Annotated in this window: 29 protein-coding genes; 15 read left to right on the top strand and 14 right to left on the bottom strand. The window is 62.4% G+C overall.

Annotated features, from left to right (window positions below; translation table 11 throughout):
• Positions 1–36: 36 nt before the first annotated feature.
• Genes AWB80_RS43955 through AWB80_RS14355 form a run of 11 tightly spaced genes read right to left on the bottom strand, consistent with a single transcriptional unit; the run spans position 37 to position 4779 of the window.
• The gene (locus AWB80_RS43955; RefSeq protein ID WP_061175344.1) at positions 37–273 is read right to left on the bottom strand and encodes a hypothetical protein; all 237 of its coding nucleotides are present in this window, start codon (positions 271–273) and stop codon (positions 37–39) included.
• Complete coding sequence (locus tag AWB80_RS14400; protein WP_244206506.1) at positions 270–776, bottom strand: RusA family crossover junction endodeoxyribonuclease; 507 nt, start codon at positions 774–776, stop codon at positions 270–272. Before AWB80_RS14400 ends, AWB80_RS43955 begins: the two co-directional genes overlap by 4 nt.
• A 46-nt stretch (positions 777–822) precedes the next feature.
• A complete protein-coding gene (locus tag AWB80_RS14395) occupies positions 823–1041 on the bottom strand; it encodes a hypothetical protein (RefSeq protein WP_061175342.1) in 219 nt (72 codons plus the stop codon).
• A gap of 2 nt (positions 1042–1043) precedes the next feature.
• Entirely contained in the window at positions 1044–1271 is a 228-nt protein-coding gene (locus AWB80_RS14390; RefSeq protein WP_061175341.1) for a hypothetical protein, read from the bottom strand.
• On the bottom strand, positions 1268–1597 hold the full coding sequence (locus AWB80_RS14385) for a DnaB-like helicase N-terminal domain-containing protein (protein WP_061175340.1): 330 nt from the start codon (positions 1595–1597) through the stop codon (positions 1268–1270). The genes AWB80_RS14390 and AWB80_RS14385 overlap by 4 nt, the downstream gene beginning before the upstream one ends.
• Positions 1594–1830: a hypothetical protein gene (locus AWB80_RS14380; RefSeq protein ID WP_061175339.1), complete on the bottom strand. Its 237-nt coding sequence runs from the start codon at positions 1828–1830 to the stop codon at positions 1594–1596. The genes AWB80_RS14385 and AWB80_RS14380 overlap by 4 nt, the downstream gene beginning before the upstream one ends.
• Entirely contained in the window at positions 1827–2420 is a 594-nt protein-coding gene (locus AWB80_RS14375; protein ID WP_143328035.1) for a hypothetical protein, read from the bottom strand. Before AWB80_RS14375 ends, AWB80_RS14380 begins: the two co-directional genes overlap by 4 nt.
• A complete protein-coding gene (locus AWB80_RS14370; RefSeq protein WP_061175337.1) occupies positions 2404–3354 on the bottom strand; it encodes a hypothetical protein in 951 nt (316 codons plus the stop codon). The genes AWB80_RS14375 and AWB80_RS14370 overlap by 17 nt, the downstream gene beginning before the upstream one ends.
• Positions 3351–3758 carry a hypothetical protein gene (locus tag AWB80_RS14365; RefSeq protein ID WP_143328034.1) on the bottom strand — a complete coding sequence of 136 codons (408 nt, stop codon included), beginning with the start codon at positions 3756–3758 and terminating at the stop codon, positions 3351–3353. Before AWB80_RS14365 ends, AWB80_RS14370 begins: the two co-directional genes overlap by 4 nt.
• Before the next feature lie 44 nt (positions 3759–3802).
• Entirely contained in the window at positions 3803–4543 is a 741-nt protein-coding gene (locus tag AWB80_RS14360; RefSeq protein WP_143328033.1) for a hypothetical protein, read from the bottom strand.
• 5 nt (positions 4544–4548) lie between these two features.
• Positions 4549–4779, bottom strand: coding sequence for a hypothetical protein (locus AWB80_RS14355; protein ID WP_061175334.1), 231 nt, complete (start codon positions 4777–4779; stop codon positions 4549–4551).
• Positions 4780–5418: 639 nt separating this feature from the next.
• Here AWB80_RS14355 and AWB80_RS14350 point away from each other — a divergent pair.
• The 7 genes from AWB80_RS14350 (at position 5419) to AWB80_RS14325 (ending at position 9413) form a co-directional block, all read left to right on the top strand.
• The gene (locus tag AWB80_RS14350) at positions 5419–6327 is read left to right on the top strand and encodes a YqaJ viral recombinase family nuclease (RefSeq protein WP_061175333.1); all 909 of its coding nucleotides are present in this window, start codon (positions 5419–5421) and stop codon (positions 6325–6327) included.
• A complete protein-coding gene (locus AWB80_RS14345; protein ID WP_061175332.1) occupies positions 6317–7375 on the top strand; it encodes a hypothetical protein in 1059 nt (352 codons plus the stop codon). The genes AWB80_RS14350 and AWB80_RS14345 overlap by 11 nt, the downstream gene beginning before the upstream one ends.
• Positions 7372–7827, top strand: coding sequence for a hypothetical protein (locus tag AWB80_RS14340; protein WP_143328032.1), 456 nt, complete (start codon positions 7372–7374; stop codon positions 7825–7827). The genes AWB80_RS14345 and AWB80_RS14340 overlap by 4 nt, the downstream gene beginning before the upstream one ends.
• Positions 7824–8102, top strand: coding sequence for a hypothetical protein (locus tag AWB80_RS14335; protein ID WP_061175330.1), 279 nt, complete (start codon positions 7824–7826; stop codon positions 8100–8102). The genes AWB80_RS14340 and AWB80_RS14335 overlap by 4 nt, the downstream gene beginning before the upstream one ends.
• Positions 8095–8601, top strand: coding sequence for a hypothetical protein (locus AWB80_RS14330; protein WP_061175329.1), 507 nt, complete (start codon positions 8095–8097; stop codon positions 8599–8601). The genes AWB80_RS14335 and AWB80_RS14330 overlap by 8 nt, the downstream gene beginning before the upstream one ends.
• Entirely contained in the window at positions 8594–8764 is a 171-nt protein-coding gene (locus tag AWB80_RS43950) for a hypothetical protein (RefSeq protein ID WP_160147439.1), read from the top strand. Before AWB80_RS14330 ends, AWB80_RS43950 begins: the two co-directional genes overlap by 8 nt.
• A gap of 151 nt (positions 8765–8915) precedes the next feature.
• Positions 8916–9413: a hypothetical protein gene (locus AWB80_RS14325; RefSeq protein WP_061175328.1), complete on the top strand. Its 498-nt coding sequence runs from the start codon at positions 8916–8918 to the stop codon at positions 9411–9413.
• Positions 9414–9466: 53 nt separating this feature from the next.
• On the opposite strand, the gene AWB80_RS14320 is transcribed toward AWB80_RS14325, so the two are convergent.
• Positions 9467–10741, bottom strand: a complete 1275-nt coding sequence (locus AWB80_RS14320; protein ID WP_087131273.1) for a tyrosine-type recombinase/integrase — start codon at positions 10739–10741, stop codon at positions 9467–9469.
• 315 nt (positions 10742–11056) lie between these two features.
• Here AWB80_RS14320 and AWB80_RS14315 point away from each other — a divergent pair, with 315 nt between their 5' ends.
• The 3 genes from AWB80_RS14315 to AWB80_RS14305 are packed head-to-tail and all read left to right on the top strand — an operon-like array spanning position 11057 to position 16255.
• Positions 11057–11533, top strand: coding sequence for a nuclear transport factor 2 family protein (locus AWB80_RS14315; protein ID WP_061175326.1), 477 nt, complete (start codon positions 11057–11059; stop codon positions 11531–11533).
• Positions 11530–13458 carry an amylo-alpha-1,6-glucosidase gene (locus tag AWB80_RS14310; protein ID WP_061175325.1) on the top strand — a complete coding sequence of 643 codons (1929 nt, stop codon included), beginning with the start codon at positions 11530–11532 and terminating at the stop codon, positions 13456–13458. Before AWB80_RS14315 ends, AWB80_RS14310 begins: the two co-directional genes overlap by 4 nt.
• 58 nt (positions 13459–13516) lie before the next feature.
• A complete protein-coding gene (locus AWB80_RS14305) occupies positions 13517–16255 on the top strand; it encodes an MGH1-like glycoside hydrolase domain-containing protein (protein WP_061175324.1) in 2739 nt (912 codons plus the stop codon).
• Here the strand turns inward: AWB80_RS14305 and AWB80_RS43235 are convergent.
• Complete coding sequence (locus tag AWB80_RS43235; RefSeq protein ID WP_143328031.1) at positions 16231–16695, bottom strand: hypothetical protein; 465 nt, start codon at positions 16693–16695, stop codon at positions 16231–16233. The two genes, AWB80_RS14305 and AWB80_RS43235, sit on opposite strands and share 25 nt — an antisense overlap.
• A gap of 31 nt (positions 16696–16726) precedes the next feature.
• Positions 16727–19039, bottom strand: a complete 2313-nt coding sequence (locus AWB80_RS14295; protein WP_061175322.1) for an FdhF/YdeP family oxidoreductase — start codon at positions 19037–19039, stop codon at positions 16727–16729.
• 150 nt (positions 19040–19189) lie between these two features.
• Between AWB80_RS14295 and AWB80_RS14290 the strand changes: the two genes are divergently transcribed.
• The 5 genes from AWB80_RS14290 to pdxR are packed head-to-tail and all read left to right on the top strand — an operon-like array spanning position 19190 to position 22989.
• A complete protein-coding gene (locus AWB80_RS14290) occupies positions 19190–20623 on the top strand; it encodes an aminotransferase-like domain-containing protein (protein WP_061175321.1) in 1434 nt (477 codons plus the stop codon).
• Positions 20620–20889 carry a helix-turn-helix domain-containing protein gene (locus AWB80_RS14285; protein ID WP_061175320.1) on the top strand — a complete coding sequence of 90 codons (270 nt, stop codon included), beginning with the start codon at positions 20620–20622 and terminating at the stop codon, positions 20887–20889. Before AWB80_RS14290 ends, AWB80_RS14285 begins: the two co-directional genes overlap by 4 nt.
• A gap of 50 nt (positions 20890–20939) precedes the next feature.
• On the top strand, positions 20940–21158 hold the full coding sequence (locus AWB80_RS14280) for a ribbon-helix-helix protein, CopG family (protein ID WP_061175319.1): 219 nt from the start codon (positions 20940–20942) through the stop codon (positions 21156–21158).
• Positions 21152–21517: a type II toxin-antitoxin system VapC family toxin gene (locus AWB80_RS14275; protein ID WP_061175318.1), complete on the top strand. Its 366-nt coding sequence runs from the start codon at positions 21152–21154 to the stop codon at positions 21515–21517. The genes AWB80_RS14280 and AWB80_RS14275 overlap by 7 nt, the downstream gene beginning before the upstream one ends.
• 20 nt (positions 21518–21537) lie before the next feature.
• A complete protein-coding gene (gene pdxR, locus AWB80_RS14270) occupies positions 21538–22989 on the top strand; it encodes a MocR-like pyridoxine biosynthesis transcription factor PdxR (protein WP_061175317.1) in 1452 nt (483 codons plus the stop codon).
• Positions 22990–22998: the final 9 nt, after the last annotated feature.

The following is a 22998-nucleotide window of genomic DNA, read 5'->3' as shown; positions in this document are numbered from 1 at the left end:
GTTGTGCATTGCTGCTCGGCTGTTCATTGGCTTGGCTCATGATGTTTCTTGCTCCGGGTGACGCGGCTCGTGCCGCAATGCTTTGTTCTCGGGTTCTGCCGACAGCAGCGCATTGCGTGCGATGCGTGCGCAGTTGCGAAGGTCAGTTTCGGCATGGCCTTCGCCGATAGCGGCGATCAGTGCCAAGGCTTCACGCAGTCGTTCATTGTCTGCTGCGAGCCGATGCCTGATCGCTTCGAGTCTTACCATCATCGTGAATCCCTTGGCGTTCATGATGCGAATGGGTCATCGACCGTTTGCGGTTGCACAGGCATCGCATCGAAGAGGGCCTGCTGCGGCTCGATATACGGCACGCGCTCAATCGTCACGACGACGCATGCTTCTGGTTTCGGCTCACCGCGTGACGCATCGATTTTCCACACAAAGCGGTCGTCGTAAAAGACTCTGCCTTTGAGCGAGTCAAACAAAATTTTCAGGGCGTTGTCGAGGTCGATGCACAGTAGATCGTCCTCCCAACGATCGCCGAACTTGCGCATGCGCAGCCGTGCATCCTGCGGCATCTTCGGATGCAGCACGATCGTGACCTTGACCCGACCGAACGCAGGCTCGCGAATCTTCGCGACCTTGAGCAGCCAAGCGACCTCGCGACGATAGGCCTTCGCTTCGGCAGACACGACGGTCTGTGCATGACCCTGCACGACGTAGGTCCGCCAATACCTGTTCGAACTCGGCGGATACGGCAGTCTCAGCGTGACCGGCTGCGTGAGCGGCAGCACGTCAAGCGGCTTGTGAGCGGGCAAGGTCGTGCGGGTCATGGTCGGCTCACCACTGCGCAGGATCGATGCAGGCCGCTTCGCCCCATGTGCAGCAGCCGCACATGCCGGTCGCAACCACCACGATGCCGCGATGCACGCCGGTGACGACTGGCGTCTCGCCGCAGTTCTCGCACTCGTGATCGTAGTCCGGGACCCATTCATCGACCGGCTGCTCGATCATGTCATCGGCGATGCGCTCGCTTGCCTGCTTGGCTTTCTTGCTCATGGTCATTCGCTCCGGTCATCACGATGCACACGCACGAGGCCGCCGAAGTTCGGGACCTTCGGCAGGTCGCCGCCGATCAAGCGGAAGGCTACGACACGCAGCACGAGCGTCGGCAATGCATCGGGCGTTACCTCGACATCGACACGCACGACACCAGCGACGGCTTGATCGTCGATCGTCACGAGCGGCTTTTCGCCACCGAGGTCAAGCGTCAAGGTCGGGTTCGTCATGACTTCCTCCCGTTGAGCATTGCAGCCGCGTAAAGGCCTGTGTAGCAGGTCGCGATACGTAGCTCGGCCAGCGTCAGCAGGTAGGCATACGTCGAGACGTTGACCCGATGCCATGTCTGCATATGTGCATGCACGCTCTCAACGTTGACCGCTTCACCGTCGTCGATCAGTGACCGGATCGAGGCGAAGATCATGCCGTGCTGATCGTGTGAAAAGTCATCGCATCGCACGTTCATGCAATGGCGAATGTTCTCGGACTTGCGCAGCAGTGCCGACAGCAGGTTTTGCTCTGCGCGTGTGCGGCGGTCCTGTTCGTAGCGAATCATTGATTTTCCCCTGCGATCATGAAGGCGACATGCTGCGGCAGGCCGAGCACGAGGTCACCATCGGGCACGCGATAGCCGGTCATCAGCGCAATGCGGTGCAATGCTTCCATCGCTCGCATGTACTCGAAGTCGAGCACTTCGACCAACGTCGCGATGCGGGCACGTTCGGCCTCGTCGATCGAATAGTTCGGGTTACGAAGGTGTTCGATGAACACGCCGAGAGTCACGTTCATGGCTGCACCTCGTCATCGCTGCCCGGCTCACGATCGCCGTAGATATGCGGACTCGCGATGCGCTTCGGCAGTTCGAGCGGTGCATCGTTGTCGGCATCCGCCGCGACATGATGCGAGGCCTTCCACCGGCTGATCGCGTCCTCGGCGAAGGCGACCTGATGCGCGTTCGCTTGGCCGCGCGTCGCCTTGTCGAGCAGCTTGTACGCCCATTGAATCCCATCGGCCCGAGGCGCGTTCGGCAGCGTTGCAGGATTCGCATTGACGATGCCTTTGATGCGTGCGAGTTCTGCGAGGCCTTCAGGCGTCATCGGCGAACGCCCGTTGGTCAGGGCCGGTCGATGTTCGAGCGGTACAGCCTCATGACGGCACAGGCCGATGAACGTCGGCAGGTCAGGCGGGCCGGGATGGTGGAACAGCCGCGCGATGCCGTAGCGCAGGTCATCGGAACTTACGAACGCAAGGCCTTGCGCCCACTGCTCGCGCATGTCCTTGATCGGCACAGCACGCCACTTGTCGACATAGGCACTGCCATACATCGCAGCCATGCGTCGGAACAGGCTGTCGATAACGTGGTCAGGAACGCGGGCCATGCAGGACCTCCGTTGCTTCGACGTCGATCGTCGGCATGTCGTCATCTGCGTGTGCGCCGATCTCGGCCATCCAGCGCTTCCGGTCCTCGTTCTTTTCATCGAAGCGCGGGCCTGCATGTCTGCCGTTGAGCGGCGGCTCACTGCCTTCGGCTTGCCATGCCCGCACGGTCTTGAGCGCATAGGCGGCTCGGTCGTGCGCGCCGTGCTCGACCGCAGCTGCGATCGCATGCGCGAAGCTCGCCGACGTGACACCTTCGGCTGCTGCGGCCTCAATGCCGTTCGCCGTTTTCGGCGTCAGCCGAAGCCCGGCTTCCTCCGCAATTTTTCTCAAGGCGAGGGTCGTCTCGTCTCGTCGATCATCGTCACCGTGCCTCGTGCGTGCGCGCGAGGTTTGCTGACGAGACGAGCTAGAACCCTCGGTTTTAGGTTTTAAGGTTTTAGGTTTACTCCCTTCCTTTCCCTTCCCTTCCCCTCGCGAATTCCTAAGCCTGCCCGGTGACGCGTGGGTCACGCGTGATTCACGCGTTCGCAACGCGTCCGCATTCCCTTGTCCCGCGAGGGTTCGCCAAGTCGCGATATCCTCGGCGCTCGGTGCATCGAGTTCCGAAGCCTGTTCCTTGTTGTTGATCGCCTGATGATGGCGAAAAGTCGGAATCGCGCCGAGTACTTCCCCACTGCGCGACGCGTACTTCACGAGAAAGCCACGCGTGGCTAACGCGTCGAGCACGCGTGAAAAGTCGAGGTCATCGAAGGGCAGAATCGCGGCCTTGAGCGTGCGCGGTCGCCACTGAAAGCGGCCTTCGCGATCGGCCTCGGTGAACAGGCCGATGAACGCGAGTCGCAAGGGCAGGCCGCACTCGTGCTCGGCATCGAACAACGCCTCATGCGTGAACAGCTTCGGCTTTACGGTGCGAATGCGAGCCATGTCGTTCATGTCCCGGTTCTCGCGCTACGGCGCAGGTCGATATACCGCAGGATTTCTTGTCCGTGCTGGAACAGTCCTTTCTCCATCGCCTGTAGCTTGTAGAACTGCTCCATAAGCTGCTCGTCACTCATGCTCTCGATCGGCATCGCAACCTCTGTTCCGTCACGCTCGACCAAGTACTCTTTCTGAAGCCGCTCGAAGCCTTCGAGCACACCTTGCCGATCAGGCACGGCCTCTGTGTTTAGCTTCGCTCTGCGCACTTGAGCGGCGACTGCTTCGCGCACGTTGGCGCGCGTGTTGTACTCGTAAAAGTCCGCGTGCTTCGTCACCTTCGGCAACGGATGCCTGCGCATGATGGCCTGCGTGATCCAGTCCGGATGCTTCGGCAGCTTGCGCTGTTCGAGACGCAGCATGATTCGCGCTATCTCGCGCGTGAGTTCTGATCGACTGAACATGACTATCGGCCCTCGGGCAAGTGGTCAGCGAACGCACGCAGCCAATGACCTGCGGCAGTGATATGGGCACGCAGCACGACGCACTCGTGAGCCTTGAACCCTTGTGCGACCTGTGCAGGGTCATGCGTGTTGCAGAACTCTTCGAGGCGGTGCAACAAGCCGCCGAGTTCGGTCGCGTCACGGAAGTTCTGCGGCTTGATGCCTTCGAGGTCAATCAGCGGTTTAGGCCGTGGCTTAGTGCCTTGCTCGGCCATCTTCGTGACGCTCGGCGGATCGTCACTCTCGACCTGTTCCTCGAACACGTCTTCCGGCACAGCAGCGACGCGCAGTGCCGTCTTGATTTGACCTGTGCTCATTTTTGCGTCATGACCAGCCGCGTAAATTCCATCGACGTGCTTTAGGCCATCTGTAACGAACTCACTCGAAGGGCTACTTGGGTTAACGCCTACCCGAGTAGCTTTGTGCGTCGGACTACCGCCCGGATTGCGCGGCACTTGTGCAAGCAGTTCGCCACAGCGGCGGCTCGCCCGATTCTGAATTCGCACGGCCATCTTGCAGAGCGTGTCGTCACGCGACTGACGGGCATAGGAAGCGAGCGCCATCGCCTTATCGGCCCATGACTGGCACTCGTCGATCTTGGTCGCCTGTTCGAGCGCTGTCACCGCATTGCGATAGACGCTCGGGAGTTTTGCATCAGCGATAGAAGGCAAGTTGTCCATCGCGACGCCGACAATGGCGTTCATGATCGTCACTCGAAGGTCATCGGCAGCGGCGCGAGCTGTGTCACGTTGAACTGTCGCAGACAAGCCGACAGGGAGCCTTCGCAGGCCGACGAAATGCGGCCCTGCAACCGCATCGAACACCACCAACCGAACAGGTCCTCGGCCTCGTGCTGTGACTGGCGTTCGTGGGCGTTGATCCACGCCTGCTGGCGAAAAGTGCGAACGGGACTATTCGGCATTGCGCTGTCGGAAACCATGTCGTTCCTCACTACGGTTAATGCATCGATCGGTCGGACGGCTGTTTTATTTTTGTCGTGCCGCAAATAGCTGTCGTGATTAACTCGCGACAGGACTATCGTGCAGAGTAGTTTCCGACAGAGGCCGAATGCAAGAAAAAAAGTTTCGACCGAATTAAGGAGTTTTTATTAACTTTGAACGTCTGAACTCGAATTAACTAACTCGAACTAATGCGAACGCGGAGTAACTAGCATTAGCTAAGATTCAAAACTGATATGCGCGCTGGCACGTAACTTGGAGTCGCCCGAGCCTGCGATCGCCCTTATGGACTCACGACCCATCGGGGATTACCCGTATGGAAAACTGCGACATTCACTCAACCCTGACTTATTGTTTAGACAACCATCAGAGGGTTGACTTTCACGAATCCGAATGCAGTACTACGAATGCATCTAATACTTAAAGCCAATTCTAGATTTATTCGCCGACTACTTACAGGCCGGATTATCTAGATATCCTTTCGAAGTAAAAATTTCGCCCTGTTCATTTGCCTTACGAGGGTCTAATTTTCAAGCCTTGAACTAACGAACAGCGCTCTACGCGGATTAACTGCCGTGTCCGAATCCGTATCACGCTTATTATCAGCGAGGTAATTCCCGATGAACAAAATCGACAGAGCGACGATGCTGGCGACGCGAAGCCTCGGCATCGGCGGCAGCGAGTGCGCAGCAGCATGCGGCCTCGATGCGCGCGTGACCCGCCGCGAACTGTTCGAGCGCAAAAAACGCCGGGTCGCCGATGTCGAGGACAACGAGCGCATGATGGCTGGCCGCTTCGTCGAGCCTGCGATCGCGAACTGGGCTTCGGAGAAATACGACATACAGGTCTATCAGCGCCACCAGACCTTGACTCATCCGAAGTATCCGTGGATGCGCGCCAATGTCGATCGCCTTCGTCGCGGCGTGAAGGTCGGCGTCGAGATTAAGAACGTCGATCTGATGGTGCATCGCTACAGCGGCGAGTGGGGCGAGGAAGGCTCGTCGATCGTGCCCGAGCCTTACTACCTGCAATGCATGCATTACATGATTGTCCTCGACTACCCCGAGTGGGAACTCATTGCGTGCGTCGGCGGGAACTCGCTGTGCCGCTATCACATCGAGCGTGACCCGGAAGTCGTCGAACTCGTGATCGACAACGAGCATGAGTTCTGGCAGTGCGTCGAACGCGACGAGCCGCCCGAGTTCGACTACACCCACCCGAGCACGATCGGCCTGCTCAAGCGGCTCTATCCCGGCACGGGCGGCGGCGTCATCGAACTGCCCGGCGAAGCCATGCACTGGCACGCGACGCTCGTATCGGCGAAGAAGCGACGCGATGGCTATGACGAGGTCGTCGAAGGCTGCAAGGCGCACCTGCTTGACCTGATGGGCGATGCCGCGATCGGCAAGCTGCCGGGCGTCGGCGAGTACCGCCGAAAGATCGTGCAGCGCAAGGGCTACGAGGTCGCACCGACCGAGTATGTCGACTTCCGTTTCACTAAACCGAAGGGGTTGAACGATGACGAATGACGTAATCACGCAGGTCGATGAATCGAACGACATCGCGCCGCGTACCTATGCCGAGTTGATGGAGTTCGCTCGCATGGTCGCCGAGAGCGGCCTCGCGCCCAAAGACTATATCAACGAGCCTGAGAAATGCGCAGTCGCCATGCAGTGGGGCAACGAACTCGGCCTCAAGCCGATGCAGTCGTTGCAGAACATTGCGGTCATCGGCAACCGCCCTTCGCTGTGGGGCGATGCCGTGCTCGCGCTCGTAACCGCCAGCCCGGCCTGTGAGGACGTGATCGAGTTCTACGAGAACGAAGGCACAGAGGACATGACGGCGGTCTGCATCGCGAAGCGCTACGGCAAGGCGGACAAGTCGGCCCGGTTCAGCATCGACGATGCACGCACCGCAGGCCTCGTCGGGAAGGACGTTTGGCAAAAGTACCCCAAGCGCATGTTGCAGATGCGGGCGCGCGGCTTCGCACTACGCGATCAGTTCCCGGACGTGTTGCGCGGCCTGCCGATCGCTGAACTCGTGCGCGAGGCCGTAGACATGGGCCGTGTCGAAGAGATTGACCCGACGACCGGCGAACTCAAAACAGCCGCGCCGCCGCCGCCGCGTACGCCCGGCGAGTCGGTCAAGTCGAAGCTGCGCAAGGTCACGCTCGCCTCGGTCATGAAGGCCATCGACGATGCGCAGACCGCCGATGCACTGAAGGCGGCCGGCGAGATCGCCTCGAAGCTCACGAACGAGGACGAGAAAGCGAAGGCCCGCCAGCACTATCAGGCGAAGCTCGCCGCCGCGAAGAGTAAAGGCAAGCCGCCGCAGGACGAGCAGACAGGCAAAAAGCCTGCTCAGGCCGAATCTGTCGTCGTGACCTATGCCGAGGTCGCCAGCGCGATCGAGGCCGCAGAGCGCCGTATCGATAGCGAGGGCATCGCCGCCGCGGCCGATCTGATCCAGCACGTCGCCGACGAGCAGCAACGGAAGGAACTCACCGGGCTTTACGAAGCTGCGATGCATCGCCTGGGCGACCGCCAGGGCGATGACGAACAAGGGGCGACAGCATGAGTGCAAATCTACAGTTACCCGACGAGCAGGCACAGCAACAGGTCGCCAAGGCCGCGCTCGCCGCTGCGTGTGAAGCCCTCGCCTTGTTTGAGCACAGGCCCTACGACGGCGAGGCCGAAATGCGTGACGGCGTGCGGGCGATCCTCACAGCGTTCGCCGCCGTGCAACGGATCAGAAGCGACGCGAGCGACCTGCACGAGTGCAGCTTCCACCTCGACGAACACCATATCGTCGCATCGGCACTCGACGCAGGCGGCTATCTCGATCTGAACATGGTGCCGTATTCGATCGGCGGCTATCGATACGTTCTGTTCGCACAGGCCTGCCAACTGCTCGACGCGATGTCGCACGTCGAAAGCATCTTGCAGGACGGCGAGTTGTTCGGCGGCTACTTGGCCGATGACCTGCTCGAACGGTTCTGGCAACCCGCCGACAAAGGGGACCAGTCATGACGATCTACTACTCGTCCGACGTGCTCGTGACTGAGTTCGCCCGATTCGCGAAGGCGAACATTCCCGAGGATGCGAGCGAAAGCCAGCGGCTTGACATGCAGCGCGCTTTCTTCGGCGGCGTCCTAATCATGATGAACCTGCATCAGGGTATCTGTGACCTGCCCGACCATTTGGCGGTCGCTGCTATCCATGCGCTTCAGGCCGAGGCGGTCTCGTTCGCCAAGGCGCAAACCGTGATCGCAAGAATGTCCTCGGAGCCTCACGACCATGATTGACTTCCAGCAGCACGAGCTACGCATAACACAGGTCAACGTGCGCACCGAGCGCCACGGCGACGATGAAGTCCTCGCGATGGATCTGAAGTGCGAGACCGACCTGCCGAACATGGCGCTCGATCGGCTTGACGATGATCTGCGGCCCTCACTGTTTCGCACCGATGCGGACCCGGACCTGCTCGGCAAGGATGCCGGGCATATGCCGAACCTCAAGTTCCCACAGTTGGGTCCGTTGACGTGGAACGGCTCGATATCGCCTGTGTCGCTGGCGCTGCACATCGGCACGAAAAAGAATGAGGTCCTGCTCACTGACGCGAAGCTGAACAAGCTGCGTGTCACACCGCGCGAGGGCGGGACCTGCGGCTTTGCGTGGCGGCTTCAGGTGCATCCGAACGAAGACGAGGCTGCGAAGATAATGACCGTGCTTAAGCACACGATCAAGGGCACGCTCGACGTGAGTGCAGCTAACGAAGAGGACGAGGACGCTGACGATGACTGAACGTGAAAAGATTATGCTCGATGCCTTGCTCGCGATCACGAAGTGGCCCGATACGGGCACACGCTACGGCCAAAAAAACATCAAGCGATTTGCTCGCGAGCAGCTTGCATACGCAGCGCAATTCACCGGCGAGGCCAAGCCGGTGAGCGAGGCCAAGCGATGAATGATCGCCTGCCGGGCTTCGTGCCTGCAAACCGTGTGCGGCTTGTCTCACGCGTGCTCGGTTGGCTCATGCTCATGTTGACGGTCACACTGCTGGTCCTCGCGATCACGGCCTCGACGTGGGCGATTCTCTATCTTATTAGGACAGCACCATGACGCCGACACCGGGAGGGAAGCAAGTGACCAAGAAAGCCGCCGCAGCCGTGAAGGCTGATCCGCTGCCGGCCAAACGCGGCCCCGGTCGTCCGCGCCGCCTGCCGATCGTCGATCAACCTGCGGCAGTGCTCGGGCCACCGACGCTGCCGCCGAAGGTGACGACGCCGAAGGCAACCACGCTCGGCCCGATCGAGCCTGATGCATCGCTGTTCCCGATGCTGCTCGAAGAGTCACGCAAGATTCAGGAACGCTGGGACCGTGAAGAACGCAAGGCCGCGAACGAGGACATCGAGACGACCGATCGCGCAGGCGCGGCGCAGATGATCGGAGCCTCGGTGAGCGTCGTCATTGGACTTGAGCAGGACGACCCCGACTGGCCTGCACCGTTCAAGGTCGGGAAGCAAAACTATCGCTACCTGAAACGCAAGGTGCGCGACTGGCTCAATAAGAAAGCTGCGGATGCCGAGCGACTGAAGCACGGCTTGAGCGAATGAAGCGAAGAGGCCCCGACATGCGGGGCCTCGCTCATTGCAGGGTGCGGGAGTTCTTAGGCGCGGGCGTTCGGCAGTTTGACGACCTTGTTGGCCGAGTCGAGGAACATCGCCCAATCTTTCATCAGCGGCGTGCGCTCTTCAAAAAAGCGGGTGCGCTCGTAGGTCTTAGTGAGCGACTTGCGCGTGTCGTGTGCGATCGCCGACTCGGCGATGTCATGCTCGACGTTCTGAGCACGCAGCCAAGTGCGCAAGGACGACCGCATACCGTGCATCGTGACTTCGCCTTGCTTGTATCCGAGCGAGGTTCGCAGTTCGCTGCTCAAGGCCGAGGCATAGTGACGGGCGCCGCTCGGGGTCGTAAAGACAAGTGTCTCGGGATCGGGCTTGGCGTCCTTGTAGCTCGCCTGTGCCTTGAGCAGTGCGATCGCAGCAGGTGAGAGCGGCACGTCGTGCGCCTTGCCTGCCTTCATGCGCTCGGCAGGGATCGCCCAGACCTTGGCTGCGAGGTCAATCTCTTTCCACGGCATCGCGAGTACTTCCTCGACCCGCGTGCCCGTGAGCACGATGAACTCCATCGGCGCGGCAGCAGGCCGCGTACAGGCCCGCAGCTTCGTCATGAAGTCGGGCATGTCCTTCCATTCGAGGGCAGGCCTGTGCGTGCGCTGCTTGACCTGCTTCGGCAGCAGTTGATCGAGCAGCCCCGTCAAGCGTGCCGGGCTGTCCTGCGGCATCAGGCGCTTGGCCTTCGCCCACTTGAACAGGGCGTTCAGGCGCATGATCGTGTCCTCGGCAGTCTGCCGTTTCTCATGCCACATACCCATGATGGACTCGACCACCATGTCGGGCGTGATCTCGTGCAGGTAGTAGGCCGACAGGACCTTGCCCGCTTCTGCGAAGCTGCGTTCCCATGTCGCCGCTTGCCGGTCCTGCTGTTTGAAGTCCTTTTTGCGCTGAGTCATGAACGGCTCGATCGCATCGCTGTACCGGACCTGCTGGCGGGCGACCTTCGCGGCCTCAAGGCGTTCGGTGCGCTCGTGCGCGATCGGGTCTATCACGCCGTCGGCCCGCAGGCGGCGCAGGGCCTCGGCCTTGTCGCGGGCCTGTGCGAGTGTCACGAGCGGGTAAGGTCCGAGGCCTTTCTCGCGGCGCACGCGCTTCGGCTTGTCGCCCTCGGTCACAGGCGGCAGCGAAAAGTTATACTGAAACAGCCAGCTTTTTGCGCCGGTCTTGGTGACCTGCAAAATCAGGCCACCGCCGTCGTGAAGGTAGCCGGGAGTCGCCGCCGACTTGACGCCAGCAGGTGAGAGTTTGTTAAGGGTCGATGCCATGATCGCAGGGGCCTCAGGTTAGAGCTAGTTCTAACCCCCCTATCTACCCCCCGACAGAGTTCTGACGAGAAAGGTTTAGTTCGGGGCAGAAAACAGCAGTTAATAGAGGTCCATTGTACGGCGATCCTTGCTCCATAAGGGTTTTGGGCCGATGAACTAGAACGAACTGCCGAATTCTGACTCCGAGTGTACGCCTTGTTGAGATGCAGCAGCAAAGAAAGTGACTGCCGCCCCGCACAGGGGCGTGCTAATAGACCAGCACGAATACGGGATCCGGCGAAAAAGCCAAACCAGCGACAAGCGCAAAAACAACAAATGCCCAACGCCAACACCGCCCTGATCGAACGCTTCTACACAGCGTTCCAGAACCGCGATGCCGAAGCGATGTCCGCCTGCTACGCCCCCGACATCCACTTCCAGGACCCCGCCTTCGGCGTGCTGCGCGGCGCGGAAGCCGGCGACATGTGGCGCATGCTCCTCGGCCGCGCGACCGACTTCACGCTCACCTACGACAGCATCGACTCCATCGGTCAGACGGCGAGCGCCACAGCCATCGCGCGCTATACGTATTCCGCCACAGGCAACACCGTCGTCAACGCCATCCAGTCGCGTTTCGCGATCCGCGACGGCCTCATCGTCGAACAAACCGATGTATTCGACCTCTGGCGCTGGAGCCGACAGGCGCTCGGCGTGAGCGGCTGGCTTTTCGGCTGGACGCCGCAGATGCAACGCGCAATCCAGCAAAAGGCCCGCAAGGCGCTCAAGGCATATCGCCAGAAGGCAACCCCATGACGCGCATCGAACGCAACGATCAAACGCCGATCGACGCCGCGCGTCTCGAAGACGAATGGCTCGAGGCCGATGCGAGCGGCGGCTTCGCATCCGGCACCGTCGGCACGATGCGCACGCGGCGTTATCACGCGCTCCTGCTCGCCGCGACGCAGCCGCCCGCCGGACGCGTCGTGCTCGTGAACGGCATCGAAGCGTGGCTCGACGTGAACGGCACGCGCTTTCCCCTGACGATGCAGCGCTACGCCCCCGACGTGCTCTACCCGGACACATCCGCGAGCCTGCTTTCCTTCGACACCGAACCGTGGCCGACGTGGCGCTTTCGCATCAACGACGAAGCGACTGTCATCGCAGAGGTGTTGGTGGCGAAGGAGAGCCGCGAAACCGTGCTGCGCTGGCGTCTCGAAGGGGCGTCGACCGCACGCCTGCAGGTGCGCCCGCTCCTGTCAGGACGCGACTATCACGCGCTGCATCACGAGAATCCCGCGTTTTCCTTCGACGCCACACTGGAAGGCGAACGCGTGCAATGGCAACCCTACGGCGATCTGCCCGCCATCTGCGCGACGTCGAACGGCGCCTACGATCACGCGCCCGACTGGTATCGCAATTTCTGCTATGCGCGCGAGCGCGAGCGTGGCCTCGATTTCACCGAAGACCTCGCGACGCCCGGCGTCTTCACCTTCGACCTCACGCGCGGCGATGCCGTGATGATCCTGCACGCGCACGCGGGCCACGATAAACCGTTCGAAGACAGCGCGCTCGCGCATGCAGCGCGGCTGGCGGCGCGGGAAACGGAGCGCCGCGCGGCGTTCGGCTCGCGGCTCGCGCGCTCGGCCGATGCGTACGTCGTCAACCGCAACGTCGGGCGCACCATCATCGCTGGCTTTCCATGGTTCACCGACTGGGGCCGCGATACCTTCATCTCGATGCGCGGTCTGCTGCTCGCATCGGGACGCTATCAGGAAGCGGAATCGATCCTGCTCGAATGGGCCGACACGATCTCCGAAGGCATGGTGCCGAACCGCTTCCCGGACAGCGGCGGGTTGCCCGAGTACAACTCGGTCGATGCCTCGCTGTGGTTCGTCGTCGCCGTGCACGATTATCTGGCGACCAACCACGCGCACGCCGCGACCACGAGCCGCCTGCAACGCGCCGCCGAAGCCATTCTCGAAGGCTATGCGCGCGGCACGCGCTTCAACATTGCCGCCGATACCGACGGCCTGCTGCGCGCGGGCACGCCCGGCGTGCAACTGACCTGGATGGACGCGAAGGCGGGCGACTGGGTCGTGACACCGCGCATCGGCAAGCCGGTCGAGGTGCAGGCGCTGTGGATCAACGCGCTCTCGATCGCGAGCGCGTGGAATCCGCGCTGGCAGGCGTTGCGCGATCAGGCGCAGGGCGCGTTCGCCGCGCGCTTCGTCGATCCGGACGCGCACACGCTCTTCGATGTCGTCGACGCCGATCACGAGTCCGGCAAGCTCGATCGCTCGATTCGTCCGAATCAGATCTTCGCGGTCGGCGGTTTGCCGTTTCCGCTCGTCGATGGCGATATCGCGCGCGCCGTCGTTGCGCAGGTCGAAACGCAACTGCTCGCGCCGCTCGGATTGCGCACGCTCGCGCCGTCCGATCCGGCGTACAAGGCGCGCTATGCGGGCGGCGTGCTGGAACGCGACGGCGCGTATCACGAAGGCACCGTGTGGCCGTGGCTGATCGGGCCGTTCGTCGAGGCATGGGTGCGCGTGCACGGCGCGGCGGGCGCGCGCGAGCGCTTTCTCGCGCCGCTGTACGCGCATCTCGATCACTACGGCCTCGATCACGTCAGCGAAGTCGCCGATGGCGACGCGCCGTACACGCCCGGCGGCACGCCATTCCAGGCGTGGTCGCTCGCAGAGCTGCTGCGCGTCGAGAAGCTGCTCGACGCCGGCTGAAACGCGCTAAATTACCAGTCTTGCCTGCTGTCTTGCCTTCGCAAACGAGGAGACGTCCATGCCGAAATCGCGCCCCGTCAATCAGCTCGACACCGTCGAGGGCTCGCGGCTCCATTCGAAGGAATGCTCGCGCTGGCAGCGCTGGGGCCCGTATCTGAGCGAGCGCCAGTGGGGCACGGTCCGCGAGGATTACAGCGAATTCGGCACCGCGTGGGAATACTTCCCGCACGATCACGCGCGCAGCCGCGCGTATCGCTGGGGCGAGGACGGTCTCGCCGGCTTCGGCGACGACAAACTCAACTGGTGCATCTCGCTCGCGCTCTGGAACGGCTGCGATCCGATCATCAAGGAGCGGCTCTTCGGTCTGACGAACCAAGAAGGCAATCACGGCGAGGACGTGAAGGAACTGTACTTCTACCTCGACGGCACGCCGACTCACTCCTACATGCGCATGCTCTACAAATACCCGCATGCGGCGTTTCCCTACGCCGATCTCGTCGATGAAAACGCGCGGCGCGGCGCCGACATGCCCGAGTACGAAGTGCTCGACACCGGCGTGTTCGACGACGAGCGCTACTTCGACGTGCAGGTCGAATACGCGAAGCACACGGCCGACGACATCCTGATGCGCGTGACGATCGAGAATCGCGGCGACGTGTCCGCGGCGCTCGACGTGCTGCCGCAGATCTGGGCGCGCAATACGTGGTCGTGGAAGCCGACGCCGGTGAAGCCGTCGCTGAAAGTGGAGACGGTGCAGGGCGAGGGAACATACGTGCTCGCGCAACAGGGCAACCACGAGCCGATGGTCGTCACCGCATGGTCGCCGGATGATCAGGATATCGAATGGCTTTTCTGCGAGAACGAGACCAATGTCGAGCGCCTGTTTCACATGGAAGGCGAAGGACCGTTCAAGGACGGTTTCAACGATTACATCCTGCACGGCGACGCAGACGCGATCCGCCGCGACACAGGCACGCGCGCGGCGGCGCATGCGCATCTGGAACTCGCGCCGCACGGCAAGGCGGTGGTGTATCTGCGCTGGCGGCCCGAATCCGCGCCTGACGCCGTGCCGCTCGACGTCGACGGACTCTTCGCGCGCCGTCTTGCGGAAGCGGACGAGTTCTACGGCGCGCTGCAACACGATATCGTCGATGCCGATCAGCGGCTCGTGCAGCGCCAGGCGCTCGCGGGCATGCTGTGGTCGAAGCAGTTCTATCAGTTCGACGTGACGCGCTGGCTCGACGGCGATCCGCTCCAGCCGAAACCGCCGAAACAGCGGCGCTTCGGGCGCAATGTGGACTGGCGGCATCTGTGCAACGCGGACATCGTGTCGATGCCGGACAAGTGGGAATATCCGTGGTACGCGTCCTGGGATCTCGCGTTTCATGCGGCGGCGTTCGCGCTGATCGATCCGGAGTTCGCGAAGCGTCAGTTGCTGCTGCTCGTGAAGGACCGCTATCAGCATCCGAACGGCCAGTTGCCCGCCTACGAATGGGCTTTCAGCGATGCAAACCCGCCGGTGCATGCGTGGGCGACCTGGCGCGTCTACGAGATCGATCGCGCGATCACGGGCACGGGCGATCGCGATTTTCTGGAACTCGTGTTCCACAAGCTGCTTCTGAACTTCTCGTGGTGGGTCAACCGCAAGGACGCCGACGGCAAGAACATCTTTCAGGGCGGCTTTCTCGGGCTGGACAACGTCGGCATCTTCGATCGCTCATCGCCGCTGCCGACGGGCGGTCACATCGATCAGGCCGACGGCACCGCGTGGATGGCCGCGTACGCGCTCGACCTGATGCGCATCGCGCTGGAGCTGGCGTACGCGAACAAGGTATTCGTCGATATCGCGGTGAAGTTCTTCGAGCACTTCCTGTATATCGCCGAGGCCGTGAGTTGCGAAGACAACTGCGATACCGGTCTCTGGGACAGCGAGGACGAATTCTTTTACGACAAGCTGCGTCTACCGGACGGCTCGAACATCCCGATGCGCATTCGCTCGATCGTCGGGCTGATTCCGCTGTTCGCCGTGCACGTGCTGGAGCCGAAGGTGTATCGCTCGCTGCCGGAGTTGCGCGAGCGCCTGCACTGGTTCCTGGAACATCGCACCGATCTCGCGCGGCTCGTGTCGCGCTGGAACGTGGCGGGGCAGGGCAACAGCGTGCTGCTGTCGCTGTTGCGCGGACATCGGATGAAAGCGCTTCTCGCGCGCATGCTCGACGAAACCGAGTTCCTCTCCGATCACGGCGTGCGCGCGCTCTCGCGCGTGCATCTGGACAACCCGTTCGTCTTCTATCACAACAGCGAGAGCTTCAGCATCCGCTATCTTCCGGCGGAATCGGACTCGCGCGTGTTCGGCGGCAATTCGAACTGGCGCGGTCCGGTGTGGATGCCGGTGAATTATCTGCTGATCGAATCGATCCGCGAGTTTCATCGCTATTACGGCGACGATTTTCGCGTCGAATATCCGACCGGCTCGGGGCAGAAGTTCTCGCTCTCGCAGATCGCCGACGAACTCGCGCGCCGCGTGACCACGCTGTTCCTGCTCGATAAGAACGGCGAACGCCCGGTGATGGGCGCGTATCCGCTGCTTCAGGCCGATCCACGCTCGCGAGATCTCGTGCTGTTTCACGAATACTTCCACGGCGACAACGGGCGCGGCGTGGGGGCTTCGCATCAGACGGGCTGGAGCGGGCTGGTCGCGCTGCTGTTGCATCCGCATGCGACGGGACCGTCCGGCGTCGTGCCGCTCGCGGGCGAAGCCGATGCCGATATTCAGGAGTTCGCCGGAGCGAAGTGAAGGGTCGCGCGGCGTGATTTTCGGTGTTTTGCGGAAGTCAACAGCGAAACGCCGAAAACGCATTGTTCGGAATTATCTGGTGTTGCTGGCGTCTCCAACTGAGTAAATTTGTGACGGCGCAAATCGACAACAGTTTGGAGAACGGAATGAATCACTCCATCGGCGGATATTCGTTGAGTGGCTACCAATTGGGCTTGGGAGCCTGCAGCAACACGCATATCGAGCACGAACACTGTCCGCCGTTCATTCTCGTCATGCTGGTGTTCGCTGCCGCCATGCTGGGCGGCGCGTGGTTCAGCAACCATTTCGACAGTTTCGCTGCCGGATGGATCGCGTGGGTCGCGATTCTCGCCATGTTGGGCGCATTCATCGATCGCCGGTTCAGTGGCGCGGCCGCGCTCGAACGTCGCATCCGTCAGCGGGAGAAGGCGCGTCTTCACGCGCTCTGCAGCATGTCTGAAATAGGTGCCTTCAGGCAGCAATTGCCTGACTGGAGGCAGTCAACAACACGGGAATGGACTTCGACGTCGGCGTACCGGCGCCATCCGCAACCGATGACAACGGCACGAGCGGGTTGGTTTCCGGATAATACGCACCGAGGCAGCCTCGCGGAATGTCGTATTCGACGAGCCTGAAAGCGTCCACGCGGCGCTCGACGCCGTCGTCCCACACGCTCGTGATGTCCACGATATCGCCCGACTCGAAGCCGAGCATATCGATATCCTCGCGGTTGGCGAACAGCACGTGACGCTGTCCGTACACGCCGCGATACCGATCGTCGAGGCCGTAGATCGTCGTGTTGTACTGATCATGCGAGCGCGTGGTCATGAGCGTCATCAGGCGCTCGCCGTGAAGCGCGCGAGCGCGGTGGATCGGCGTATCGAACGCGATCTCGTGCACGATGAATTGCGCCTTGCCACTCGGCGTCTTCCAGACGCGATCGCGCGAGGCCACGCCGAGATGGAAACCGCCCGGCTGCTTCAGGCGTTCGTTATAGCGTTCGAAGCCTTCGATCACCTTTTCGATGCCATCGCGGATCAACGCGTAGTCGGCCGCATGCGCGCGCCAGTCGACCTTCGATGAACCGAGCGTCGCATGCGCCATGCGCGCGACGATCGCCACTTCGGAAAGCAGGTTCTGCGACGCCGGCTTGTTCATGCCGTACGAGATGTGCACCATGCTCATCGAATCCTCGACGCTCACGCCTTGCGGCACGCCGTTCTGCAGGTCGATTTCCGTGCGGCCGAGCGTCGGCAGAATGAGCGCGTCGCGGCCATGCACGAGATGGCTGCGGTTGAGCTTGGTCGTGATGTGCACGGTGAGATCGCACGAGCGCATCGCTTCCCAGGTGCGCGGCGTGTCGGGCGTCGCGATCGAAAAATTGCCGCCCAGTCCGATGAACACCTTCACCTTGCCTTCGAGCATCGCGTGAATGGTTTCGACGACGTCGTAGCCGTGCTCGCGCGGCGGCTCGAAATCGTAGGCGGCGCCCAGACTGTCGAGAAACGCCTGCGTCGGCTTTTCCTCGATGCCCACCGTGCGGTCGCCCTGCACGTTCGAATGGCCGCGCACCGGGCACAGGCCCGCGCCGCGCCGGCCGATATTGCCGCGCATCATCATCAGGTTCGAGAGAATCTGAATGGTCGGCACGGAGTTCTTGTGCTGCGTGAGACCCATGCCCCACGTCGAGATGACGGCGCGGCCTTTCGCGTAGATATCGGCGAGATTGAGCAGTTCGTCCATGTCCACGCCCGATTCCGCGATGATCGCGTCCCAGCTTTCGGCGCGCAGGTCATCGGCGAAGGCGTCGAAACCGACCGTATGCTCCGCGATGAAATCGACATCGAGCACGCGTTCGGCGCCGCTCGCGCGGGCTTCATCGTCCAGTTCGATCACGCGCTTCGCGACGCCCTTGATGAGCGCGAAGTCGCCGCCCACTTTCGGGCGCACGAACACCGAGCTGATTTTCACGCCCTTCGGCGAGAGCATGTCGAGCGTGTGTTGCGGGCTCGCGAAGCGTTCGAGGCCGCGCTCCTTCAGCGGATTGATCGAAACGATGGTCGCGCCGCGCTTCGCGCAATCGCGCAGTTCGCCGAGCATGCGCGGATGGTTCGTCGCCGGATTCTGGCCGAAGATCAGCAGCGTGTCGGCGTGTTCGAAGTCGTCGAGCGTGACCGTGCCCTTGCCGATGCCGACCGTATGCGGCAAGCCGCGGCTCGTCGCTTCGTGGCACATGTTCGAGCAGTCGGGAAAGTTGTTGGTGCCGTACATGCGCACGAACAACTGATACAGAAACGCGGCTTCGTTGCTCGCGCGGCCCGAAGTGTAGAACGCGGCGCGATCAGGATCGTCGAGCTTTTTCAGATGCGAAGCGATCAGTTCGAACGCATCGTTCCATTCGATCGGCACGTAACGGTCGCGCTTCGCATCGTAGACGAGCGGGTCGGTGAGACGCCCGTGCTGCTCCAGTTCGTAATCCGTTTGCGCCATCAGCGACGCCACCGTGTTCGCCTCGAAGAACGCGGGCGTCACGCGCTTGCTCGTCGCTTCGGCGGCGACGGCCTTTACGCCGTTTTCGCAGAACTCGAAGGTCGAGCCGTGCTCGCGGTCGGGCCATGCGCAGCCGGGGCAATCGAAGCCGTCGGGCTGGTTCTGCTTGAAGAGCGTGCGGTAGTTCCCGCCGGACACGCGTTCCTTGACGAGATTGATGGCGACCTGCTTCAGCGCGCCCCAGCCGGCGGCGGGATGCGTGTACGGTTCGATGCGGGCTTCGGGCTTCGTCATGGCGTTCGATCAAGGTAAGGCATGCGATGACATGAAGCGTACTGTGTTCCGAATCGAGCGCGGCGCACAGAAAATGCGAAATCGGAGGGATACAGTTGCGGCGTTTTGCCCTAGACTGCAATCACGTCAGAAACAACAGGAAAGCGGCCGTTGAAGCTCTACGAAAAACTCGCCGATGAAATCGCGGAAGCCGTGCGCCGCGGCGTGTTCGCGCCGGGCGAGAAGATCGCGTCCGTGCGGCAGGCGAGCCAGCAGCACGGCGTGAGCATCAAGACGGTGCTGCATGCCTATGCGATTCTGGAAAGCCGCGGCATTCTGGAAACGCGTCCGCAGTCCGGCTATTTCGTGCGCGCGCAACCGCGGGCGGGCGCGGCGCACAGTCAGCCGAAGCGCGTGATCGCGACCGCGTCGGAGGTCGATGTGAGCCGGCTCGTGCTCTCGACCTTGCGCAGCATCGGCGCACACGATGCCGTGCCGTTCGGCTCGCCGTATCCCGATCCCGGGCCGTTCCCCTGGCGGCGCATCAATCAGTACGCGAACGCGATCGCGCGGCGGCATGCAAGCTGGAATCTCATCGACGATCTGCCGCCGGGCAATCCGGAACTGATCCGCCAGATCGCCCGGCGCTACGCGGAGAACGGCGTGCCGGTCGATCCCGAGGAGATCGTGATCACCGTGGGCGCGACCGAGGCGATCAACCTGAGCCTGCAAGCGGTCGCGCAGCCGGGCGACACGGTCGCGGTCGAATCGCCGACTTACTACGCGATGCTGCACGCGATCGAGCGTCTCGGCATGCGCGCGATCGAGGTGCCGACGCATCCGGCCGAGGGCATCGATATCGAGGCGCTCGCGCAGATCATCGGGCGCAGGAAGATCGCCGCGTGCATGGTGATGCCGAACTTCCAGAATCCGCTCGGCTTCCAGATGCCGGATGAGCGCAAGCGGCAGCTCGTCGAGCTGCTGTCCGCGCACGAGATCCCGGTCATCGAGAACGATGTCTATCACGAGCTGTATTACGGCGATGCGCGTCCGTCGGCGCTCAAGAACTTCGACACGAAAGGTCTCGTGCTGCATTGCGCATCGTTTTCGAAGAGTCTGACGGCGTCGTACCGCATCGGCTGGGCGATGCCGGGACGGTATCGGGCGCAGGTCGAGAAGCTCAAGTTCCTCAACACGCTGACGACGCCATCGGTGCCGCAGGTCGCGATCGCGGATTATCTTCGGCAGGACGGCTACGACCGGCATCTGCGGCGCGTGCGCAAGCTGTATCGGCAGCAGTCGCGAATCATGAGCGCGATGGTCGAGCGCTTTTTCCCGGCGGGCACGCGTACGTCGGCGCCACAGGGCGGTTATGTGTTGTGGGTGGAATTGCCGGAACGCGTCGATTCGATGCGGCTGTATCGCGCGGCGCTCGAAAGCGGCATCACGGTCGGACCGGGCCATATGTTCTCGACGCGTAATGCCTTCAGCCACTTCATCCGGCTCAACTACAGTTATCCGTGGACCGCGCAGAGCGAGACCGCGTTGCAGCGGCTCGGCGAACTCGTCGGCGAGATGGGCCACGGCAAGGGAGATCGCGCATGAGTGATGACATCGATCCGGCGCTCGTCGCCGTGCTGGCGCAGCTTTGGCGCGCGCGGACGGAAACGCCCGGGCGCGCGTGGTCGCTCGCGAAGCTGGCGAAACAGTCGGGCTTGCCGATGAGCGCGTTGCGACGGCAACTGACCGGCCTTGCAGACGGCGGGCTCGTCGAAGTGCAGATCAGCGGAGAAGGGACAGGAAGCGCGTGGTTGACGGAGGAAGGGGCGGCACTGTGTCGGGCGGTGTTCGGGGACGATAGCGCAAGTTGAGGCCCGCACGCGAATGATATACGATATGTATATCAAATAGGAGAAATGCGATGGGACGAATTTTGATCGACTTGCCCGATGAGCAGATCGACGACCTCGCGGCGCTCGGCGAGGAACAGCAGCGTTCGCGTGCGGCCGTTATTCGCGACGCCATAACCGCGTATGTCGCGAGTAACAAGCGTCGTCCGGCGGTTGATGTATTCGGTCTGTGGGAGGACAGAAAGATCGACGGACTGCAGTATCAGCAGGAGTTGCGCGAAGAATGGTAAGAGCACTTTTCGATACGAATATATTGATCGACTATCTGGTAGGAGTCGATGCCGCAAAGGCGGAACTCGAACGTTACGAACGGCGCTCGATCAGCATCATCACGGTGATGGAAGTGCTCGTGGGCGCGAAGCCCGATGCGGAGTCACCGGTTCGCGCGTGGCTCTCCACTTTCGATCTCGTGCCGCTCGATCCGTCCGTCGCGAATCTCGCGGTGACGATTCGCAAGAAAGCGCGTATCAAGCTGCCAGACGCTATCGTGTGGGCGTCGGCGCAATCGGTCGGCGCATTGCTCGTTTCGCGCAACACGAAGGATTTCCCGCCTGACGATCCCGGCGTTCGGGTGCCGTATCAACTGTAATCGCGCCATCGTCACCACCCTTGGACATCCACATCACCCTGCACGGCCGCCGCGACCTCACCGGCCAGATCTACGGCCAGCTTCGCGCGGGCATCATCGAAGGGCGGCTCGCCGCGAATGCGCGACTGCCGTCCACGCGCGATCTCGCCGTGCAGCTCGGCGTCTCGCGCAAGACCACGCTCGAGGTCTTCGAGCGCCTCATCGCGGAAGGCTTTCTGCGCACGCGCGCGGGCGATGGCACGTTCGTCGCGGAAGGGCTCATGCGGCTGCCGTCCGCGCAACCCGAACCCGTCTCGGCCCGCGCCCGCGCTACCGGCATCTGGCGCAAGATGCCCGAACGCATGTCGATGCCCATGCCGACCGCGCCCGAGTCGCTCGACTGCGACTTCAAGGGCGGCGTGACCGACAAATCCCTCTTTCCCCACGACGTCTGGCGGCGCTGCATGAATCACGCATTGCGCGCGCAGGCGCGCTCGAGCGGCGGCGTCGCGGGATATCGCGATCCGGGCGGCGAACAGGAATTGCGGCTCGGCATCGCGCGTTATCTCGCGTTCAGCCGCGCGGTCGTGTGCAACTGGCAGGACGTACTCGTGACGCAAGGCGCGCAGCAGGCACTCGATCTGCTCGCGCGCGTCACGCTCCAGCCGGGCGATGTCGTCGCGGTCGAGGAGCCGGGCTATCCGCCCGCGCGGGCGATCTTCACGGCGCTCGGCGCGCGCATCGCGCATGTGCCGGTGGACGGCGAAGGTCTCGTCGTCGGAAAGCTGCCGCGCAACACGCGCCTCGTCTACGTGACGCCGTCGCATCAGTTTCCGCTCGGCATGCCGATGAGCCTCGACCGGCGCGTCGAACTGCTCGAATGGGCGGCGAAGCGCGGCGCGGTGATCGTCGAAGATGATTACGACGGCGAATTCCGCTTCGAAGGCCGGCCGGTGGAATCGCTCAAGAGTCTGGATCGCGCGGGGCTGGTCGCGTATGTCGGCACGTTTTCGAAGACGCTCTTTCCCGATCTGCGGCTCGGCTACGTGGTGCCGCCGGCGACGCTGTCCGGGCCGCTCTGGAACGCCAAGCAGATCGGCGACTGGCACAGCTGCATGCTGACGCAGACGGCGCTCGGCGCGTTCATGCTCGACGGCGAATACGCGAAGCATCTGCGCCGCATGCACAAGGCGTATGCGGAGCGTCGCGCGATACTGATCGGGCATCTGAGAGGCGCGCTCGCGCCCTGGTTCGAGCCGCTGCCCGCGACGGCGGGCATCCATCTGGTCGCGCGGCTCGCGGATCCGTTGCGCGAAGAATCAGTGGTCGCGGCGGCGCGGGCCGTCTCGGTCGGACTGTATGGAATCGGCGCGCTGTACGCTGGCGAGCCGGCGCAGCAGGGCGTGCTGTTCGGCTACGGCGGGACGAACGCCGTCTCGGTCGAGCGCGGCATGACGCGGCTTGCCACGCTCATGCCGACGCTCATGCGCTAGCCTTCGACG

It is taken from the genome of Caballeronia pedi (genome assembly GCF_001544915.2).
In the GTDB taxonomy this organism is placed as follows: Bacteria; Pseudomonadota; Gammaproteobacteria; order Burkholderiales; family Burkholderiaceae; genus Caballeronia; species Caballeronia pedi.
Note: the sequence above shows the minus strand (reverse complement) of the source record. Positions and strands in the feature narration are given on the sequence as shown.

Excerpts from the sequence above, each read along its gene's own strand:
- AWB80_RS14380 (WP_061175339.1), bottom strand. The coding sequence starts at position 1,830 with ATGAACGTGACTCTCGGCGTGTTCATCGAACACCTTCGTAACCCGAAC.
- AWB80_RS14335 (WP_061175330.1), top strand. The coding sequence starts at position 7,824 with ATGACGATCTACTACTCGTCCGACGTGCTCGTGACTGAGTTCGCCCGA.
- AWB80_RS14295 (WP_061175322.1), bottom strand. The coding sequence starts at position 19,039 with ATGACGAAGCCCGAAGCCCGCATCGAACCGTACACGCATCCCGCCGCC.
- AWB80_RS14375 (WP_143328035.1), bottom strand. The coding sequence starts at position 2,420 with ATGGCCCGCGTTCCTGACCACGTTATCGACAGCCTGTTCCGACGCATG.
- AWB80_RS14355 (WP_061175334.1), bottom strand. The coding sequence starts at position 4,779 with ATGGTTTCCGACAGCGCAATGCCGAATAGTCCCGTTCGCACTTTTCGC.
- AWB80_RS14395 (WP_061175342.1), bottom strand. The coding sequence starts at position 1,041 with ATGAGCAAGAAAGCCAAGCAGGCAAGCGAGCGCATCGCCGATGACATG.
- AWB80_RS14385 (WP_061175340.1), bottom strand. The coding sequence starts at position 1,597 with ATGATTCGCTACGAACAGGACCGCCGCACACGCGCAGAGCAAAACCTG.
- AWB80_RS14310 (WP_061175325.1), top strand. The coding sequence starts at position 11,530 with ATGACGCGCATCGAACGCAACGATCAAACGCCGATCGACGCCGCGCGT.
- AWB80_RS14340 (WP_143328032.1), top strand. The coding sequence starts at position 7,372 with ATGAGTGCAAATCTACAGTTACCCGACGAGCAGGCACAGCAACAGGTC.
- AWB80_RS14370 (WP_061175337.1), bottom strand. The coding sequence starts at position 3,354 with ATGAACGACATGGCTCGCATTCGCACCGTAAAGCCGAAGCTGTTCACG.
- AWB80_RS14320 (WP_087131273.1), bottom strand. The coding sequence starts at position 10,741 with ATGGCATCGACCCTTAACAAACTCTCACCTGCTGGCGTCAAGTCGGCG.
- AWB80_RS43955 (WP_061175344.1), bottom strand. The coding sequence starts at position 273 with ATGAACGCCAAGGGATTCACGATGATGGTAAGACTCGAAGCGATCAGG.
- AWB80_RS14275 (WP_061175318.1), top strand. The coding sequence starts at position 21,152 with ATGGTAAGAGCACTTTTCGATACGAATATATTGATCGACTATCTGGTA.
- AWB80_RS14330 (WP_061175329.1), top strand. The coding sequence starts at position 8,095 with ATGATTGACTTCCAGCAGCACGAGCTACGCATAACACAGGTCAACGTG.
- AWB80_RS14315 (WP_061175326.1), top strand. The coding sequence starts at position 11,057 with ATGCCCAACGCCAACACCGCCCTGATCGAACGCTTCTACACAGCGTTC.
- AWB80_RS14365 (WP_143328034.1), bottom strand. The coding sequence starts at position 3,758 with ATGCTGCGTCTCGAACAGCGCAAGCTGCCGAAGCATCCGGACTGGATC.
- AWB80_RS14285 (WP_061175320.1), top strand. The coding sequence starts at position 20,620 with ATGAGTGATGACATCGATCCGGCGCTCGTCGCCGTGCTGGCGCAGCTT.
- AWB80_RS14345 (WP_061175332.1), top strand. The coding sequence starts at position 6,317 with ATGACGAATGACGTAATCACGCAGGTCGATGAATCGAACGACATCGCG.
- AWB80_RS14325 (WP_061175328.1), top strand. The coding sequence starts at position 8,916 with ATGACGCCGACACCGGGAGGGAAGCAAGTGACCAAGAAAGCCGCCGCA.
- AWB80_RS14305 (WP_061175324.1), top strand. The coding sequence starts at position 13,517 with ATGCCGAAATCGCGCCCCGTCAATCAGCTCGACACCGTCGAGGGCTCG.
- AWB80_RS43950 (WP_160147439.1), top strand. The coding sequence starts at position 8,594 with ATGACTGAACGTGAAAAGATTATGCTCGATGCCTTGCTCGCGATCACG.
- AWB80_RS14350 (WP_061175333.1), top strand. The coding sequence starts at position 5,419 with ATGAACAAAATCGACAGAGCGACGATGCTGGCGACGCGAAGCCTCGGC.
- AWB80_RS14280 (WP_061175319.1), top strand. The coding sequence starts at position 20,940 with ATGGGACGAATTTTGATCGACTTGCCCGATGAGCAGATCGACGACCTC.
- AWB80_RS14360 (WP_143328033.1), bottom strand. The coding sequence starts at position 4,543 with ATGAACGCCATTGTCGGCGTCGCGATGGACAACTTGCCTTCTATCGCT.
- AWB80_RS14390 (WP_061175341.1), bottom strand. The coding sequence starts at position 1,271 with ATGACGAACCCGACCTTGACGCTTGACCTCGGTGGCGAAAAGCCGCTC.